This window comes from Rhodoferax sp. EU05-FHT12H12 (assembly GCF_058791215.1).
In genome coordinates, this window is the sequence record NZ_JBYTDI010000007.1 from 16369 (window position 1) to 31326 (window position 14958).

Below are 14958 nucleotides of genomic sequence, written 5' to 3' on the forward strand. Positions count from 1 at the left end.
CTAAGTTACACCACCACAACATTTTCCTCCGTGCCTGATACTCCCGAAAAAATTCAAGAACCCCGCCGCTGGAGCGGCGATGGCTGGACCGCCCAGGTCATCAAAAATGACGATGACGACGGTTGGGCCGTGGCCATGACCGCTGAGGGGGCCGCCGAGCCTGCCTTGGTGGGCCCGTGGACCATGGGGCGTGACAAAAAGAACCCCAAACCGCTGGACCAGAGCGCCTTTTTGACCCTGGTGAAAACCGCCCGTGAGTTTGTGCGCCGCAGTGAGCAGCAGCTGCATGCCACGCTGCACCAGAGCATTGCCGTCGCGGTGGGCGCGGCCCGCATCACGGTTTACCTGGACATCGAGCCCGATGACGACAACCCCAGTGCCACACTGAGTGCGAAAGACGAGGGGGATGACCTGTTGGCCACGGTACGTGTGTCGCCCGGTTTCAAGCTCACCCGCAGCAGTGCGGTGGCCTGGGCGGAGAGTGGGTACGCCAAGCCGAAATAAGGGCCAAACAGGGCACTAGCCCCCGTGTATTGTGCGTGGATCGCTACTAAATTAGTAGCAATCCGAGTCGGCTCACACAGTGCCCAGCGCGTGCCCGGCCTGCACATCGGCATGGTACGAGCTGCGAACCATCGCGCCGACGGCCGCATGCTTGAAGCCCATTTTGTAGGCCTCTTCCTCGAACATCTTGAAGGTGTCGGGGTGCACGTAGCGGCGCACGGGTAGGTGTGATGTGCTGGGTGCGAGGTACTGGCCGATGGTCAGCATCTCGATGTTGTGCGCGCGCATGTCGCGCATCACTTCCAGAATTTCTTCATCAGTCTCACCCAGGCCGACCATCAGGCCGCTCTTGGTCGGCACGTCGGGGAACAGGGCCTTGAACTTCTTGAGCAGGTTCAGGCTGAACTGGTAGTCCGAGCCGGGGCGGGCTTCCTTGTAGAGGCGCGGAATGGTTTCCAGGTTGTGGTTCATCACATCGGGTGGCGCGGCCTTCAAAATTTCCAAAGCGCGGTCGTCGCGGCCGCGGAAATCGGGCACCAGCACCTCGATTTGCGTTTTGGGCGACAACTCGCGGGTCTTGCGGATGCATTCCACAAAGTGGCCGGCGCCGCCGTCGCGCAAATCATCCCGGTCCACGCTGGTAATCACCACGTAATTCAGTTTGAGCTGGGCAATGGTCTTGGCCAAGTTGTCAGGCTCGTTCGCGTCCAGCGGGTCGGGGCGGCCGTGGCCCACGTCGCAGAAGGGGCAGCGGCGCGTGCATTTGTCACCCATGATCATGAAGGTGGCCGTGCCCTTGCCGAAGCATTCGCCGATATTGGGACAACTGGCTTCTTCGCACACGGTGACCAGCTTGTTGGCGCGCAATGTGTCCTTGATTTCGTAAAAACGGGTGCTGGGGCTGCCGGCCTTGACACGGATCCAGTCGGGTTTCTTGAGCACTTCGCCCTGTACCACTTTCACCGGAATGCGCGACAGCTTGGCCGCGGCCTTTTGTTTGTCGGTGGCCTTGTAGGTTTCGGTGGATTGCACCTCGCGGACGGTGGCGTTGGGTGTGTCTTGGCTCATGGTGTGAGGTAAGTGGCGAGCTTGTGGCCCAGAACGTCGGCGGCATCAGCCCAGCCAACAGAGACCCCGATTGTAGAAAGGTCCACGGTTTGCAGCTTTGTGTAGCCGCAAGGGTTGATGCGTGAGAAGGGTTCCAGGTCCATGGCCACGTTGAGCGCTACGCCGTGGTAGGTGCAGTTGCGGCTGACCTTGATGCCCAAGGCGGCGATCTTGCCCAGACCGGTGAAGTCCGGCTCGGCGGCGCTGGCCGCACCGTTTTGGGGGCGCTGCGCCAGTGGGGCATGGCCCGTGGGGTCGTCTAGCCGCACATAAATGCCGGGCGCACCGGCCACGCGGTGGCCGGTCACACCCAAGTGCGCCAGCGTCTTGATCACCGCTTCTTCGATGCGGTAGACATATTCCTTGACGAAGTAGCCTGCGCGTTTGAGGTCGATCAGCGGGTACCCCACCACCTGGCCGGGGCCGTGGTAAGTCACCTGGCCGCCCCGGTTGGTTTGCACGATGGGAATGTCGCCGGGCAGGAAAATGTGCTCCGGTTTGCCCGCGAGCCCTTGGGTGAATACTGGCGGATGCTCACAAATCCATAGCTGGTCACGCTGGGTGGATGCGGGGCCGACGGCTCTTTCGTTGGTAAACGCCTGCATCGCCGCATAGGTGGGCAGGTAGTCCACGCGGCCCAGGGTCGAGCGCTCTATGGCCATTGGTTACAGCACCACTTTGACCATGGGGTGGGTGCTCAGGGTGCGGTACAACTCGTCCAACTGCTCGCGGCTGGTGGCGGTGACGGTGATCGTGACGCCGAGGTAGTTGCCGCCCTTGCTCTCGCGCAGCTCGATGGTCGCAGCGTCGAAGTCGGGGTCAAACTGCTTGGCAATCACCGTGATGGCATGCACCAGTCCGTCCACTTTGTGGCCCATGACCTTGATGGGGAAGCGCGAGGGATATTCGATCAGCGATTCGGCCGGTGGGAGGGGAGGGGTGCTCATGCAGGGGGGCTTTCTCAAGGGCAAATGCAGGGCTGAATTATCGCTGCGGGGTGTTTGGTGTGGGCGCCCGAGCGCGAAGTGCTAGGCGCAGGCGGGTTTCTACGTATAATCGTAGGCTGTGCATTGAACAGCGGCAGTAACCTGAGCGTAATTTTGATTCATGACAATCGCGCCTCAGCCTTATGTGTCTACTGACGCAGAGAACCCAGATGGGCTCTTTGACGCAGAGTTCAAGCCCTTGACGGCAGAAGAAGTCCAGCAATGGCGCAGTGCCCATCCCGCGATCTCTCCTTGGTGGGTGGTTGTGTGGCAATTGGTGGCAGGTGTGGTGCTGGCTTTGCTGGCTGGCTGGTGGGGCGGCGAGGTGGCGGGTATTTCTGCTGCCTACGGTGCATTGGCGGTGGTTTTTCCCGCGGCGTTGATGGTTCGGGGTTTGCAGCGCCAGCGCGCAGTGACCCAGCCCGGCGCGGCGATGATGGGATTTGTGATTTGGGAGTCGGTGAAAGTTGCCTTGACGGTTGCCATGTTGTTATTGGCGCCCAAGGTGGTTTCCCCGCTCAACTGGCTAGCCCTGGTGGTTGGCTTTGTGGTGACGATGAAGGTGTATTGGGTGGCCGCGTGGTTGCACTCGCGACGCCGAAGTCTCAACGGTTCGAATTGATATTTTGGTGACCTATGTCTGCAGAAAACACTGGAACACATGCCCCCTCCGCTGGTGAATATATCCAGCACCACTTGCAACACCTGCAGAAGGACTTTTCCTTCCAGAGCGTGAAGCAAACCAGCATTGTCGACTTCAGCCTGTTTAATTTTGACTCGGTGCTGTTTTCGGTCATCCTGGGTGTGATCGGTTGTTTCGTGTTGTGGAGCGCTGCGCGCAAGGCCACGTCCGGCGTGCCCGGCCGTTTCCAGGCAGCCGTTGAAATCCTCTCCGAAATGGTGGAAAACCAGGCCAAGGGTGTGATTCACAACGCCAAGAGCCGCAAACTGATTTCCCCCCTCGCCTTGACCGTGTTTGTCTGGATTTTCCTGATGAACGCCATGGACATGCTGCCCGTGGATCTGATCCCCCAGATCTGGCACTCCGCCGGTCCTGCCATGGGTTTCAAAGATTACATGCGTGTGGTTCCTACCGCGGACCTTTCCACGACACTGGGTCTGTCTTGTTCTGTTCTGCTGATCTGTGTGTTCTACAACATCAAGATCAAGGGGCTGGGCGGCTGGGCGCACGAGTTGATTGCTGCACCGTTTGGTGATCACTGGGCCCTGTACCCCGTGAACTTCCTGATGCAGATGATTGAGTACCTTGCCAAGACCGTGTCCCACGGCATGCGGTTGTTTGGCAACATGTTTGCGGGTGAGCTGGTGTTCATGTTGATTGCCCTGATGGGTGGTGGCTGGGCGTTGTCGGCAACCGGTGTTGGCTTGGCCATCGGCCATGTCATCGCCGGAACCGTGTGGACCTTGTTCCACATTCTGGTGATCACTTTGCAAGCCTTCATCTTTATGATGTTGACGCTGATCTACACCGGTCAAGCGCACGACGCACATTGATGTAAACCTCTCGTTTTATTTCGTTTCTTTTTCTTTTCCACTAACTTTTAGGAGCTTCTCATGGAAAACATTCTCGGCCTCGTGGCTTTGGCTTGCGGCATCATCGTTGGTCTGGGCGCTATCGGCGCTTCCATCGGCATCGCGCTGATGGGTGGCAAGTTCCTCGAGTCTTCTGCACGTCAGCCCGAGCTGATGAACGAACTGCAAACCAAGATGTTCATCTTGGCTGGTCTGATTGACGCTGCGTTCCTGATCGGTGTTGCTATCGCTCTGCTGTTCGCATTCGCCAACCCCTTCGTTCTGAAGTAATCAACGGCCCTTCACGTTAGAGAAGGAATCAAACCGTGAACATCAACGCAACCCTGTTCCTGCAGGCTATCGTTTTTGCGATCCTGGTGTGGTTCACGATGAAATTCGTGTGGCCCCCGATCACGAAAGCGCTGGACGAGCGGGCACAGAAAATCGCCGACGGCCTTGCCGCCGCCGACAAGGCCAAGGCCGAACTGGCGTCTGCCAACCAACGTGTGGAAGCCGAACTGGCTACTTCCAAAAATGAAACCGCAGGTCGCCTGGCTGATGCCGAGCGTCGTGGCCAGGCCATTGTGGAAGAGGCCAAGGCGCGTGCCACTGAAGAGGGCAACCGCATCATTGCGGCTGCCAAGGCGGAAGCCGAGCAACAGTCGGTCAAGGCCCGTGAAGCATTGCGCGAGCAAGTCGCCGCTCTCGCCGTCAAAGGCGCCGAGCAGATCCTGCGCAAGGAAGTCAATGCCGGTGTGCATGCCGACTTGCTGTCTCGTCTGAAGACTGAGCTGTAAGGGAAGACCATGGCTGAACTTGCCACCATTGCCAGGCCTTATGCCGAAGCCTTGTTCAAGGCGGCGCAAGCCGACTTGAGCGCCGCTGCCGTGTGGTTGGATGAACTTGCTGAAATTGCCCAAAATGGCCAATTGCAGCAGTTCGCCAGCAACCCCAAAGTCACCAGCGCACAGGTCTTTGACCTGATTGCCGGTGTGATGAAGGCAGCGCTGCCGGAGCAAGGCAAAAACTTCCTGCGCACGGTCATCGACAACGGACGCCTGGAAGCGCTGCCCGAGATTGCAGCCCTGTTTCGCGGACTCAAGAACGCGAAAAGCGGACTGTCTGATGCCGTTGTTTACAGCGCTTTCCCGATCGACGCAGCTGCGTTGGCGGACGTTGCGGCTGCGCTCGAAAAGCGTTTCAACCGCAAGCTCAATGTCTCCGTTGAGCTCGACGCCGAGCTGATTGGCGGTATCCGTGTGGTGGTGGGTGATGAAGTGCTCGACACTTCCGTCAAGGCCCGTCTGGAACAAATGAAAGTGGCTCTCACTGCCTGAGGCGCAAGCCTCTTGCCGTGAAGCCCAACTAAAGAAAGAAGGAAAGAGTCATGCAACTCAATCCCGCAGAAATTTCTGAATTGATCAAGAGCCGTATCGACGGCCTGTCCGTCAGCGCTGACATCCGCAACCAAGGCACTGTGGTGTCGGTGACGGACGGTATCTGCCGCATCCACGGTCTGTCTGACGTGATGCAAGGCGAAATGCTGGAATTCCCCGCTGGCTCCGACGGCCTGCCCACCTATGGTCTGGCACTGAACCTTGAGCGTGACTCGGTGGGTTCCGTGATCTTGGGTGAGTACGAGCACATCTCCGAAGGCGACACGGTCAAGTGCACCGGCCGCATTCTGGAAGTGCCCGTGGGCCCCGAGCTCAAAGGCCGCGTGGTTAACGCCCTGGGTCAGCCCATTGACGGCAAAGGCCCCATCAACGCCAAGATGACCGACGTGATCGAAAAGGTGGCACCTGGTGTGATCGCCCGTAAATCCGTGGATCAGCCCATGCAGACCGGCCTGAAGTCCATCGACTCCATGGTTCCCGTCGGCCGCGGCCAGCGCGAATTGATCATTGGCGACCGCCAGACCGGCAAGACTGCCGTGGCCATCGACGCCATCATCAACCAGAAGGGTCAGAACATGACCTGCGTCTACGTTGCGATCGGCCAAAAGGCTTCCTCGATCAAGAACGTGGTGCGCGCTCTGGAACAAGCTGGCGCCATGGAATACACCATCGTGGTGGCAGCTTCCGCCTCTGAATCTGCCGCCATGCAGTACGTGTCTGCGTACTCCGGCTGCACCATGGGTGAGTACTTCCGCGACCGCGGCGAAGACGCACTGATCGTGTATGACGATTTGTCCAAGCAAGCCGTGGCCTACCGCCAGGTTTCCTTGCTGTTGCGCCGTCCACCGGGCCGCGAAGCCTACCCTGGCGACGTGTTCTATCTCCACAGCCGTTTGCTGGAGCGCGCAGCCCGCGTGAACGCAGAGTACGTGGAAGCCTTCACCAAGGGCGCTGTGAAAGGCAAGACCGGTTCTTTGACCGCTCTGCCTATCATCGAAACCCAAGCCGGTGACGTGTCTGCTTTCGTGCCTACCAACGTGATCTCGATCACCGACGGCCAGATCTTCCTGGAAACCTCGTTGTTCAACGCCGGTGTGCGTCCCGCGATCAACGCCGGTATTTCGGTGTCCCGCGTGGGTTCTGCTGCGCAGACCAAAGTGGTCAAGGGCCAGTCCGGCGGTATCCGTAACGACTTGGCCCAGTACCGTGAACTGGCTGCGTTCGCGCAGTTCGCTTCCGATCTGGACGAAGCCACCCGCAAGCAGCTGGACCGCGGTGCCCGCGTGACCGAACTGCTGAAGCAAAAGCAATACAGCCCTCAGTCCATCAGCATCATGAGCGCTTCGCTGTTCGCAGTGAACAAGGGCTTCATGGATGACGTGGAAGTCAAGAAGATCCTGGCTTTCGAGCACGGCCTTCATGCCTACCTCAAGGACAAGCACGCAGCCCTGTTGGCCAAGGTGGAAGACACCAAGGCACTGGACAAGGATGCCGAGGCTGAATTGACTGCTGCTGTGGCCGCGTTCAAGAAAACTTTTGCTTGATTTCCACCTGATCACAAGGAGCCATTGATGGCAGCAGGCAAGGAACTACGCACCAAGATCAAATCGGTGGAAAACACCAAGAAGATCACCAAGGCCATGGAAATGATCTCGGTCTCCAAAATGCGCAAGGCGCAGGAGCGTATGCGCGCTGCCCGCCCTTACAGCACGAAGATCCGGGACATTGCGACGAATCTGGGGCAAGCCAACCCCGAGTACGTGCACAGTTTCATGAAGACCAACGACGCGAAAGCGGTGGGTCTGATTGTGGTGACCACGGACAAAGGTTTGTGCGGTGGTCTCAATACCAACCTGCTGCGCCAGGTCACCGGCAAACTGCGTGATACGCAGGCTGCCGGCAAGACGGCGCAGGCGGTTGCCATCGGCAGCAAAGGTCTTGGCTTCTTGAACCGTGTGGGCGCGCAGGTTGTGTCTCACGTCACCCACTTGGGCGATCGCCCTCACCTGGACAAGCTCATTGGGCCTGTCAAGGTGCTGATCGATGCGTATGTGGCGGGTGAGATCAGCGCGGTGCACGTTTGCTACAACAAGTTTGTCAGCACCATGAAGCAGGACCCCGTGGTTGAGCAGTTGCTGCCACTGTCTGCTGAAAAAATGGCAGCGGACAGCAAGGCCGAAGGCAGCCACCACGCTTGGGATTACATCTACGAGCCGGACGCGCAAACCGTTATCGACGAGTTGCTCGTGCGTTACGTAGAGGCTCTGGTGTTCCAGGCGCTGGCCGAAAACATGGCGTCTGAGCATGCTGCACGCATGGTGGCCATGAAGGCCGCCACAGACAATGCCGGTAACGTCATTGCCGAGCTCAAGCTCGTTTACAACAAGACCCGTCAGGCCGCGATTACCAAAGAGCTGTCTGAAATCGTGTCCGGTGCAGCTGCCATCAGCGGCTAAGCGAATTCAGAAATTATTGGAGCGAAAAAATGCAAGCCCAAGGAAAAATTGTTCAATGTATCGGCGCCGTGGTGGACGTGGAGTTTCCCCGTGACCGCATGCCCCGTGTGTATGACGCGCTCAAGATGGAAGGCTCTCCGCTGACTCTCGAAGTGCAGCAGCAGCTTGGCGATGGCGTGGTGCGTACCATTGCGCTGGGTTCGTCTGACGGCCTGCGTCGCGGTCTGGTGGTGTACAACACGGGCGCACAAATCACTGTGCCCGTGGGCAAGGCCACCCTGGGCCGCATCATGGACGTACTGGGTTCGCCTATCGACGAGCGCGGTCCCGTGAGCCAAGAGCACACCGCTTCCATCCACCGCAAGGCCCCTTCGTACGACGAACTGAGCCCTTCTCAAGAGCTGCTGGAAACCGGTATCAAGGTGATTGACTTGGTCTGCCCGTTCGCCAAGGGCGGCAAGGTGGGCCTGTTCGGTGGTGCCGGTGTGGGCAAGACCGTGAACATGATGGAACTCATCAACAACATCGCCAAGGCGCACAGCGGCTTGTCCGTGTTCGCTGGTGTGGGTGAGCGTACCCGTGAAGGAAACGACTTCTACCACGAGATGGCCGATTCCGGCGTGGTGAACCTCGAAGACCTGCCCGAGTCCAAAGTGGCGATGGTGTACGGTCAGATGAACGAACCCCCAGGCAACCGTCTGCGCGTGGCCCTGACCGGTCTGACCATTGCCGAGTCCTTCCGCGACGAAGGCAAGGACGTGCTGTTCTTCGTGGACAACATCTACCGCTACACCTTGGCCGGTACCGAAGTGTCCGCGCTCTTGGGCCGTATGCCTTCCGCCGTGGGCTACCAGCCTACCCTGGCTGAAGAAATGGGCCGCTTGCAAGAGCGTATTACGTCGACCAAAGTCGGTTCCATCACGTCCATCCAGGCCGTGTACGTGCCTGCCGATGACTTGACCGATCCTTCGCCTGCCACGACCTTTGCCCACTTGGATTCCACCGTGGTGCTGTCCCGTGACATCGCTTCGCTGGGTATCTACCCTGCGGTGGATCCACTGGACTCCACCAGCCGCCAGCTGGATCCGCTGGTGGTGGGTGATGACCACTACAACACCGCCCGTGCGGTGCAAGGCACGCTGCAGCGCTACCGCGAACTGCGCGACATCATTGCGATCATGGGTATGGACGACTTGGCCCCAGAAGACAAACTGGCTGTGGCACGTGCCCGCAAGATCCAGCGTTTCCTGAGTCAGCCATTCCACGTGGCTGAAGTGTTCACCGGTTCCCCTGGCAAGTACGTCCCCTTGTCTGAAACCATTCGTGGTTTCAAGATGATTGTGGGCGGTGAGTGCGATCACCTGCCAGAGCAAGCGTTCTACATGGTCGGCACCATCGACGAAGCCTTCGAAAAAGCCAAGAAGGTCTAAGACATGAACACCATCCACGTTGATGTGGTCAGTGCAGAAGAGTCCATCTTCTCCGGTGAAGCCGTCTTCGTGGCGCTTCCCGGTGAGGCTGGCGAGCTGGGCATCAAGCCCCGCCACACGCCCCTGATCACGCGCATCAAGCCTGGCTCGGTGCGCATCGAAAAGGCGGACGGCAGCGAAGAGTTTGTGTTCGTGGCCGGTGGCATTCTCGAAGTGCAGCCCCACTGCGTGACTGTGTTGTCTGACACAGCCATTCGCGGCAAGGACCTGGACGAAGAGAAGGCCAACGCCGCCAAGGCTGCTGCTGAAGAAGCGTTGAAGAACGCCAAGAGCGAGATCGATATTGCGAAGATCCAGTCGGAGATCGCCATCATGGCGGCGGAGATTACCGCTGCACGCAAGTTCTTGCGCAAAAAATAAGCGTGCGCGCTTGCCCTTACAAAACCGCCTTCGGGCGGTTTTGTCGTTTCAGGGGCTAAGACAGGGCCGGTGCGTCCGGCAATTCATTGGGGTTGTGCTGTCCGGGCTGCAACGGAAAATGTCGCGTCAGCACGGCACACACGGCGTCGATGGACTGGGTCAGGCCCTGTTCGTACTGGCCTGCCCGCAGCGCCATGGCCAACTGCTGCACGACACCGTGCCACTGGTCCGCAGGCACCACACGGTCCACGCCGCGGTCTGCCACCAGTTCGATGGCGCGCTCGGCCAGGCACAGGTAAATCAGCACGCCGTTGTTCCGCTCGGTGTCCCACACCCGCAAGCGGCCGAATTGCGCAAGTGCGCGTTGGCGCAACAGGGCTGCTGTGGTGTCGGGCCGCAGCAGATAGCTATTGGGCAAACCGGCTTCCACGCAAATGCGGATCTCTCCACTGTGCTGGGCCTCGCTGGCGGTGACCCGGGTTTGCAGGCGCAGAAGGGCCTCGGCAGTGAGCACACGATCGGCGTTCTCCATCCAGCGGTGTTTAAAAAGGCGCTGCAAACGCGACAACATCACCATCCCCCCGAGGCGCCACCGCCTCCAAAATTGCCACCACCGCCTGAACTGAACCCGCCGCCGCCGGAGCCGGAGCTCCAGCCACTACCGGAACCCGAGCCACCCCAAGCGGTGCTGTGTCGGCTTGAGCCGGTTTTGTTGAGGCTGCTCAACAAGGTAAAAATCAGCGCGACGACTGCTGCCAGGCCCGCCAGCAGGATGCTGCTGCTCACAAACCACACCAAGCCTCCCGCCACACCACCGATGAGCAATGAGCCCAGCTTGTTGCCCAGCACGCGCCGCGCCATGCTGCCCCCGACCGCCACGGCAAAGAAGAGAAACACCGCCAGGTCCATCCACTGAAACCCTGCGTTTGTGTTGCTGCGCATTGGCGCGGGTGCTGGCAAGGCCTCGCCGCGAATCAGCCCCATGATCTGTTCCAGCCCCGCATCCATGCCGCCGGCAAAGTCGCCCTCTTTCAGGCGGGGCGCAATGGCCTGGTCAATCACGCGTTTGGCCATCAGATCGGGAATCGCACCTTCCAGTGTCTTGGCTACTTCAATGCGCAGCTTGCGGTCATTCTTGGCCACCAAAAGGATCAGGCCATCGCCAATGTCTTTGCGCCCAATCTTCCAGGTGTTGCCCACCCGGTTGGCGTAGCTGGCAATGTCCTCAGGCGCTGTAGTTGGCACCATCAACACCACCACCTGGGCGCCACTAGCGGCTTCAAATGCCACCAGCTTGGCGTCCAGTGCCTGCTGCTGTGCTGTGCTCAACGTCGCCGTGGTGTCGATGACATGGCTACTCAGCGCGGGTACGGGCTGAAGGTCTTGCGCGTGCAGCAGAGGCACGCAGACCGCCAAGGCCAACCCGGCAAAGCCCAGCACCAGAGCTCGGTGCCAACGAAGCAACACGTGCATGCGGGCTTACTTCTTGTTGAAGTCGACCACCGGCGGGGCGCTGATGGCCGCTTCGTTTTGCACCGCAAAGACGGGCTTGGGGGCGTAGCTGAACACCATGGCCGTCAGGTTGCTGGGGAAGCTGCGCGCCAGCACGTTGTACGCCTGCACCGCCTGGATGTAGCGGTTGCGCGCCACGGTGATGCGGTTCTCGGTGCCTTCGAGTTGTACCCGCAGGTCGCTAAAGCCCTGGTTCGCCTTCAGGTTGGGGTACTGCTCGCTCACCACCATCAGGCGGCTCAATGCGCCCCCCAGTTCGCCCTGTGCGGCCTGGAATTTGGAGAAGGCCTCGGGGTTATTCAGCGTCTCGGGCGTCACCTGGATCGATGTGGCCTTGGCACGCGCCTCCACCACTTTGGTCAGTGTCTCTTGTTCAAAAGCCGCTTCGCCTTTGACGGTGGCCACGATATTGGGGACCAAGTCTGCGCGGCGCTGGTACTGGTTCAGCACCTCGCTCCACGCGGCCTTGGTCTGTTCGTCCAGACGCTGGAAGTCGTTGTAGCCACACCCACTCAGCAGGGTGGCCATCGCCACCGCAGCCAGCCAAACCCGGGCCCGAAAAGTAGACAAACGCATGGGAAGCTCCTGCTAATGCAACAGCCCGTACTATAGAGCGCTACCCGATCGCCCCGCCATGACCCTACTCCACGCCCTACAAGCCGCCCAACGTGGCCCTGCGCCCCCGGCGCTGCTCCCCGAGGCCTTGATTGCAGGTGCCGCAGGTACGCTGGGGGCCGAGGTGCTGCAGCGCCTGGCCGGCGGCCACCACTACCGCACGTTGCGGGTGCTGGTGCAGGAGGACATGACCCCGGCATTGGACCGGGTACAGATCGTGGGTGTGCCTTCGGACAATCCCGCCAACTGGCCGTTGCAGCCTGCCACGGTGGGCGTCATCGTGTTTGACGCGCCCAACCTCTACAACGACCGCGAACGTGCGTTGTGGACACCACAACCCACGCAACTGCCCGCACTGGCTGCCTGGATGCTGCGCTGCGGCGTGCACACCCTGGCCGTGGTCGTGCCGCATGACCAAGGCCGCCTGCCGCAAGCGCTGAAAGCCGGCCTGGCCAACCTGGACGAGCAGGCCGTGGCCAGCATGGGTTTTACGCGCCTGCTGCTGGTGCGGCCCGCCGCCGCGCCCCAGGCGCCACCGCATGCCAACGTCTTGGAATGGCTGGCGCACCGCATGCTGTCCATCTTTGCCTACATGGTGCCCAGCAACGAAATGCCGCCGCGTGCGGCTGACGTCGCCGCGCTGGTGGACGTGGCCCTGCGCGAGATGCCGCCCGGCGTGCACATTGCGCCGCCCGAACTGGCACGCCGCACCACAGAGGCCACGGTGCAAGAGACCGTACGTGCCTGGTTGGCCTCCTGAGTTGCGCGAGAATTGCCCCATGCCCCGACACAAAGCCACCTTGCACGCCGCCTTGGGCGGAACCCCCGACGAAGTCGAAGCCGCGTTTTACGAGGCGCTGCAGACCGGCGACATCGAAAAGCTCATGGCCTGCTGGGCCGACGAGGACGAGATCGCCTGCATCCATCCTGGTGGCCCGCGCGTGGTGGGTGTGGGCGCCATCCGTGCGGCATTTGACGCCCTGTTTGCACACGGCGGCGCGGTGCACGTGCAGGCCGAGCAGATTCGCCGCGTCGACTCGCTGGCCAGCGCGGTGCACCATGTGCTGGAGCGCGTGGAGGTGATGACCCCCGAAGGCCCGGCCAAGGCCCATGTGCTGGCCACCAACGTCTACCACAAGACCCCGCAAGGCTGGCGTCTGGTGGTTCACCACGCCAGCCCGGGCACGCCGGAAGACGCGGCCCATGTGCCCGTCGGTGCCCAGGTTTTGCATTAAATATGCCTCCAGAGCACGTGGAATATGCGCAAGCAGCTATGAATTATGTAGCGCCCCGCTGGTTGCCCGGCGGCAACCTGCAGACCATCTGGCCCGCGCTGTACTCGCGCCGCGTGTTCGGCCCGCACCCGCAGTACCGGCGTGAACGCTGGGCTACGCCGGACGCTGACTTTGTGGACGTGGACTGGCTGACTAGCCCCCACGCTCCGCCGCTGCACGGGTCGCTGCCCCCCGAGGGGGCTGGCCTTGCTTGGGGCGGCCCTGCGCTGCAGCCATCGACGTCGCGCGAGGAGGAGCGCCCCTTGCTGGTGCTGTTCCACGGCCTGGAGGGCAGCTCGCGCAGCCACTACGCCGAGGCTTTTGCCGACTTCGCCCGCACCCACGGCATGGCCTACGCCGTGCCACATTTCCGGGGCTGTGGTGGCGAGCTGAACCACGCACCCCGCGCCTACCACTCGGGTGACTTTGCCGAGGTCGGATGGATGCTGGAGCAATTCCGTGCCAAGCATCGCGGCCCCATCCTCGCGGTGGGTGTCTCTTTGGGCGGCAACGCGCTGCTGCGCTGGGCCGAAGAGATGGGCGCCAGCGCTGCCCGGGTGGTGCGGGGCGTGGCAGCCGTGTGCTCGCCCATCGATCTCGCTGCGGGCGGCTATGCCATTGGGCGTGGCTTCAACCGACTGGTCTACACCCGCATGTTCCTCAATACCATGGTGCCCAAGGCCCTGCGCAAGCTGCAGCAGCACCCGGGCCTGTTCGATGGTGCCGCGCTCAAGGCCGCACGCGACCTCTACGAGTTCGACAACATCTTTACCGCGCCCCTGCACGGCTTCCAAAGCACCGAGGACTACTGGGCCCGCGCCTCGGCCAAGCCCCATCTGGCCGCCATTCGCGTGCCGGCGCTGGTGGTCAATGCGCGCAACGACCCCTTTGTCCCGGCCTGGTGCCTGCCCTCGCAGGGCGAGGTGGGCACACACGTCACGCTGTGGCAGCCTGCGCACGGTGGCCATGTGGGTTTTCCGCAAGGGCCGGTGCCCGGCCATGTGCGCACCATGCCCGACGCCGTGGGCGGCTGGCTAAACCGCCACCTGACCTGAAGGCGGTCCATGGACGACATCGTCAAACAAGCCATGGCCAAGTGGCCCAATGTGCCGGACTGCTACGGCTGGCTGGGTCTGGACGCACGTGGCCAATGGTTTATGCGCGACGACGCGGCCCAGGCGCAGGGCGCGTTTGCCAGCGGCCAAGCCGGCGCCAAGGGGAGCCGCCTGCAACACGAAAAGCTGATTGACTTTATCCAGCGCAACTATGCGGCCGATGCCAGCGGGCGCTGGTTCTTCCAGAACGGTCCGCAGCGTGTGTTTGTGGAGCTGGAGGCCACGCCTTGGGTCTGGCGTGTAGCCGACGATGGTGCGGTGGTGGCCCACACAGGCGCTCCCGCACAGGTGCAACAAGCCCTGCTGGACGAAGAAGGTTGGCTCTACCTCCATACCGATCTGGGCTTTGGCCTGGTCCACACCCAAGACACGGGCCGCGCCGCGCAGGCGCTGGAGCAAGGGCTGTGGGCTTTGCATGAGGTGCGCCGGGCAGACCTGCCGCAGCGCTTCGCCTACGCCCCAAGCCCCCAGGCGCTCCAGGCGCTCCAGGCGCTCCAGGCGCTCCAGGCGCTCCAGGCGCTCCAGGCCAGTTTGCTATCAATATAGTAGCTGTTCGCGCAATATCTGCGGGGGCTAGAGGCCAATTTGGCTTGAAAATGGCCACAAAAA

At 61.2% G+C, this 14958-nt stretch carries 20 protein-coding genes; 14 read left to right on the forward strand and 6 right to left on the reverse strand.

From position 1 onward, the window contains the following. The first annotated feature begins 30 nt into the window (after positions 1–30). Positions 31–504 carry a hypothetical protein gene (locus AC3WS7_RS16950; protein WP_492657179.1) on the forward strand — a complete coding sequence of 158 codons (474 nt, stop codon included), beginning with the start codon at positions 31–33 and terminating at the stop codon, positions 502–504. A 72-nt stretch (positions 505–576) separates the two neighbouring features. Here AC3WS7_RS16950 and lipA read toward each other — a convergent pair whose 3' ends face one another. From lipA to AC3WS7_RS16965, 3 genes are read right to left on the reverse strand one after another with little or no spacing between them, the layout of a single operon-like run. Further along, on the reverse strand, positions 577–1572 hold the full coding sequence (gene lipA / locus AC3WS7_RS16955; RefSeq protein ID WP_492657180.1) for a lipoyl synthase: 996 nt from the start codon (positions 1570–1572) through the stop codon (positions 577–579). Further along, complete coding sequence (gene lipB / locus AC3WS7_RS16960; protein WP_296468156.1) at positions 1569–2273, reverse strand: lipoyl(octanoyl) transferase LipB; 705 nt, start codon at positions 2271–2273, stop codon at positions 1569–1571. The genes lipA and lipB overlap by 4 nt, the downstream gene beginning before the upstream one ends. A gap of 3 nt (positions 2274–2276) precedes the next feature. Next, the gene (locus AC3WS7_RS16965) at positions 2277–2558 is read right to left on the reverse strand and encodes a YbeD family protein (RefSeq protein ID WP_296468159.1); all 282 of its coding nucleotides are present in this window, start codon (positions 2556–2558) and stop codon (positions 2277–2279) included. A 160-nt stretch (positions 2559–2718) separates the two neighbouring features. Between AC3WS7_RS16965 and AC3WS7_RS16970 the strand changes: the two genes are divergently transcribed. The 9 genes from AC3WS7_RS16970 to AC3WS7_RS17010 are packed head-to-tail and all read left to right on the forward strand — an operon-like array spanning position 2719 to position 9833. After that, positions 2719–3219, forward strand: coding sequence for an ATP synthase subunit I (locus AC3WS7_RS16970; RefSeq protein WP_492657181.1), 501 nt, complete (start codon positions 2719–2721; stop codon positions 3217–3219). A gap of 14 nt (positions 3220–3233) precedes the next feature. Then, positions 3234–4112 (forward strand): F0F1 ATP synthase subunit A, encoded by an 879-nt coding sequence (gene atpB / locus AC3WS7_RS16975; RefSeq protein WP_492657182.1) that lies wholly within the window; start codon positions 3234–3236, stop codon positions 4110–4112. Between the two features lie 60 nt (positions 4113–4172). Then, a complete protein-coding gene (atpE, locus tag AC3WS7_RS16980; protein ID WP_105261674.1) occupies positions 4173–4421 on the forward strand; it encodes a F0F1 ATP synthase subunit C in 249 nt (82 codons plus the stop codon). A gap of 35 nt (positions 4422–4456) precedes the next feature. Beyond that, on the forward strand, positions 4457–4927 hold the full coding sequence (locus AC3WS7_RS16985; RefSeq protein ID WP_296468166.1) for a F0F1 ATP synthase subunit B: 471 nt from the start codon (positions 4457–4459) through the stop codon (positions 4925–4927). Between the two features lie 9 nt (positions 4928–4936). Continuing rightward, a complete protein-coding gene (locus AC3WS7_RS16990; protein ID WP_492657183.1) occupies positions 4937–5467 on the forward strand; it encodes a F0F1 ATP synthase subunit delta in 531 nt (176 codons plus the stop codon). Positions 5468–5517: 50 nt separating this feature from the next. After that, entirely contained in the window at positions 5518–7071 is a 1554-nt protein-coding gene (gene atpA / locus AC3WS7_RS16995) for a F0F1 ATP synthase subunit alpha (RefSeq protein WP_296468170.1), read from the forward strand. Between the two features lie 27 nt (positions 7072–7098). After that, positions 7099–7983 carry a F0F1 ATP synthase subunit gamma gene (gene atpG, locus AC3WS7_RS17000; protein ID WP_296468172.1) on the forward strand — a complete coding sequence of 295 codons (885 nt, stop codon included), beginning with the start codon at positions 7099–7101 and terminating at the stop codon, positions 7981–7983. Between the two features lie 29 nt (positions 7984–8012). Beyond that, positions 8013–9413, forward strand: coding sequence for a F0F1 ATP synthase subunit beta (atpD, locus tag AC3WS7_RS17005; RefSeq protein WP_296468174.1), 1401 nt, complete (start codon positions 8013–8015; stop codon positions 9411–9413). Positions 9414–9416: 3 nt separating this feature from the next. Continuing rightward, positions 9417–9833: a F0F1 ATP synthase subunit epsilon gene (locus tag AC3WS7_RS17010; RefSeq protein WP_296468176.1), complete on the forward strand. Its 417-nt coding sequence runs from the start codon at positions 9417–9419 to the stop codon at positions 9831–9833. 55 nt (positions 9834–9888) lie between these two features. On the opposite strand, the gene AC3WS7_RS17015 is transcribed toward AC3WS7_RS17010, so the two are convergent. Genes AC3WS7_RS17015 through AC3WS7_RS17025 form a run of 3 tightly spaced genes read right to left on the reverse strand, consistent with a single transcriptional unit; the run spans position 9889 to position 11921 of the window. Next, a complete protein-coding gene (locus tag AC3WS7_RS17015) occupies positions 9889–10365 on the reverse strand; it encodes a TPM domain-containing protein (protein WP_492657184.1) in 477 nt (158 codons plus the stop codon). A gap of 38 nt (positions 10366–10403) precedes the next feature. Beyond that, the gene (locus AC3WS7_RS17020; RefSeq protein ID WP_492657185.1) at positions 10404–11306 is read right to left on the reverse strand and encodes a TPM domain-containing protein; all 903 of its coding nucleotides are present in this window, start codon (positions 11304–11306) and stop codon (positions 10404–10406) included. A gap of 6 nt (positions 11307–11312) precedes the next feature. Continuing rightward, entirely contained in the window at positions 11313–11921 is a 609-nt protein-coding gene (locus AC3WS7_RS17025) for a LemA family protein (RefSeq protein ID WP_296468181.1), read from the reverse strand. Positions 11922–11979: 58 nt separating this feature from the next. Between AC3WS7_RS17025 and AC3WS7_RS17030 the strand changes: the two genes are divergently transcribed. From AC3WS7_RS17030 to AC3WS7_RS17045, 4 genes are read left to right on the forward strand one after another with little or no spacing between them, the layout of a single operon-like run. Further along, positions 11980–12720 carry a hypothetical protein gene (locus AC3WS7_RS17030; protein WP_492657186.1) on the forward strand — a complete coding sequence of 247 codons (741 nt, stop codon included), beginning with the start codon at positions 11980–11982 and terminating at the stop codon, positions 12718–12720. Positions 12721–12739: 19 nt separating this feature from the next. Next, complete coding sequence (locus AC3WS7_RS17035) at positions 12740–13195, forward strand: YybH family protein (protein WP_492657187.1); 456 nt, start codon at positions 12740–12742, stop codon at positions 13193–13195. Positions 13196–13233: 38 nt separating this feature from the next. Next, entirely contained in the window at positions 13234–14289 is a 1056-nt protein-coding gene (locus tag AC3WS7_RS17040; protein ID WP_492657221.1) for a YheT family hydrolase, read from the forward strand. A 9-nt stretch (positions 14290–14298) separates the two neighbouring features. After that, complete coding sequence (locus AC3WS7_RS17045; RefSeq protein WP_492657188.1) at positions 14299–14895, forward strand: DUF2946 family protein; 597 nt, start codon at positions 14299–14301, stop codon at positions 14893–14895. The last annotated feature ends 63 nt before the right edge of the window (positions 14896–14958 follow it).

Bases quoted from the DNA above. Each gene is read 5' to 3' on its own strand.
- lipA (WP_492657180.1), bottom strand. From the start codon at position 1,572: ATGAGCCAAGACACACCCAACGCCACCGTCCGCGAGGTGCAATCCACC.
- lipB (WP_296468156.1), bottom strand. From the start codon at position 2,273: ATGGCCATAGAGCGCTCGACCCTGGGCCGCGTGGACTACCTGCCCACC.
- AC3WS7_RS16965 (WP_296468159.1), bottom strand. From the start codon at position 2,558: ATGAGCACCCCTCCCCTCCCACCGGCCGAATCGCTGATCGAATATCCC.
- AC3WS7_RS16970 (WP_492657181.1), top strand. From the start codon at position 2,719: ATGACAATCGCGCCTCAGCCTTATGTGTCTACTGACGCAGAGAACCCA.
- atpB (WP_492657182.1), top strand. From the start codon at position 3,234: ATGTCTGCAGAAAACACTGGAACACATGCCCCCTCCGCTGGTGAATAT.
- atpE (WP_105261674.1), top strand. From the start codon at position 4,173: ATGGAAAACATTCTCGGCCTCGTGGCTTTGGCTTGCGGCATCATCGTT.
- AC3WS7_RS16990 (WP_492657183.1), top strand. From the start codon at position 4,937: ATGGCTGAACTTGCCACCATTGCCAGGCCTTATGCCGAAGCCTTGTTC.
- atpA (WP_296468170.1), top strand. From the start codon at position 5,518: ATGCAACTCAATCCCGCAGAAATTTCTGAATTGATCAAGAGCCGTATC.
- atpG (WP_296468172.1), top strand. From the start codon at position 7,099: ATGGCAGCAGGCAAGGAACTACGCACCAAGATCAAATCGGTGGAAAAC.
- atpD (WP_296468174.1), top strand. From the start codon at position 8,013: ATGCAAGCCCAAGGAAAAATTGTTCAATGTATCGGCGCCGTGGTGGAC.
- AC3WS7_RS17010 (WP_296468176.1), top strand. From the start codon at position 9,417: ATGAACACCATCCACGTTGATGTGGTCAGTGCAGAAGAGTCCATCTTC.
- AC3WS7_RS17015 (WP_492657184.1), bottom strand. From the start codon at position 10,365: ATGGAGAACGCCGATCGTGTGCTCACTGCCGAGGCCCTTCTGCGCCTG.
- AC3WS7_RS17020 (WP_492657185.1), bottom strand. From the start codon at position 11,306: ATGCACGTGTTGCTTCGTTGGCACCGAGCTCTGGTGCTGGGCTTTGCC.
- AC3WS7_RS17025 (WP_296468181.1), bottom strand. From the start codon at position 11,921: ATGCGTTTGTCTACTTTTCGGGCCCGGGTTTGGCTGGCTGCGGTGGCG.
- AC3WS7_RS17030 (WP_492657186.1), top strand. From the start codon at position 11,980: ATGACCCTACTCCACGCCCTACAAGCCGCCCAACGTGGCCCTGCGCCC.
- AC3WS7_RS17035 (WP_492657187.1), top strand. From the start codon at position 12,740: ATGCCCCGACACAAAGCCACCTTGCACGCCGCCTTGGGCGGAACCCCC.
- AC3WS7_RS17040 (WP_492657221.1), top strand. From the start codon at position 13,234: ATGAATTATGTAGCGCCCCGCTGGTTGCCCGGCGGCAACCTGCAGACC.
- AC3WS7_RS17045 (WP_492657188.1), top strand. From the start codon at position 14,299: ATGGACGACATCGTCAAACAAGCCATGGCCAAGTGGCCCAATGTGCCG.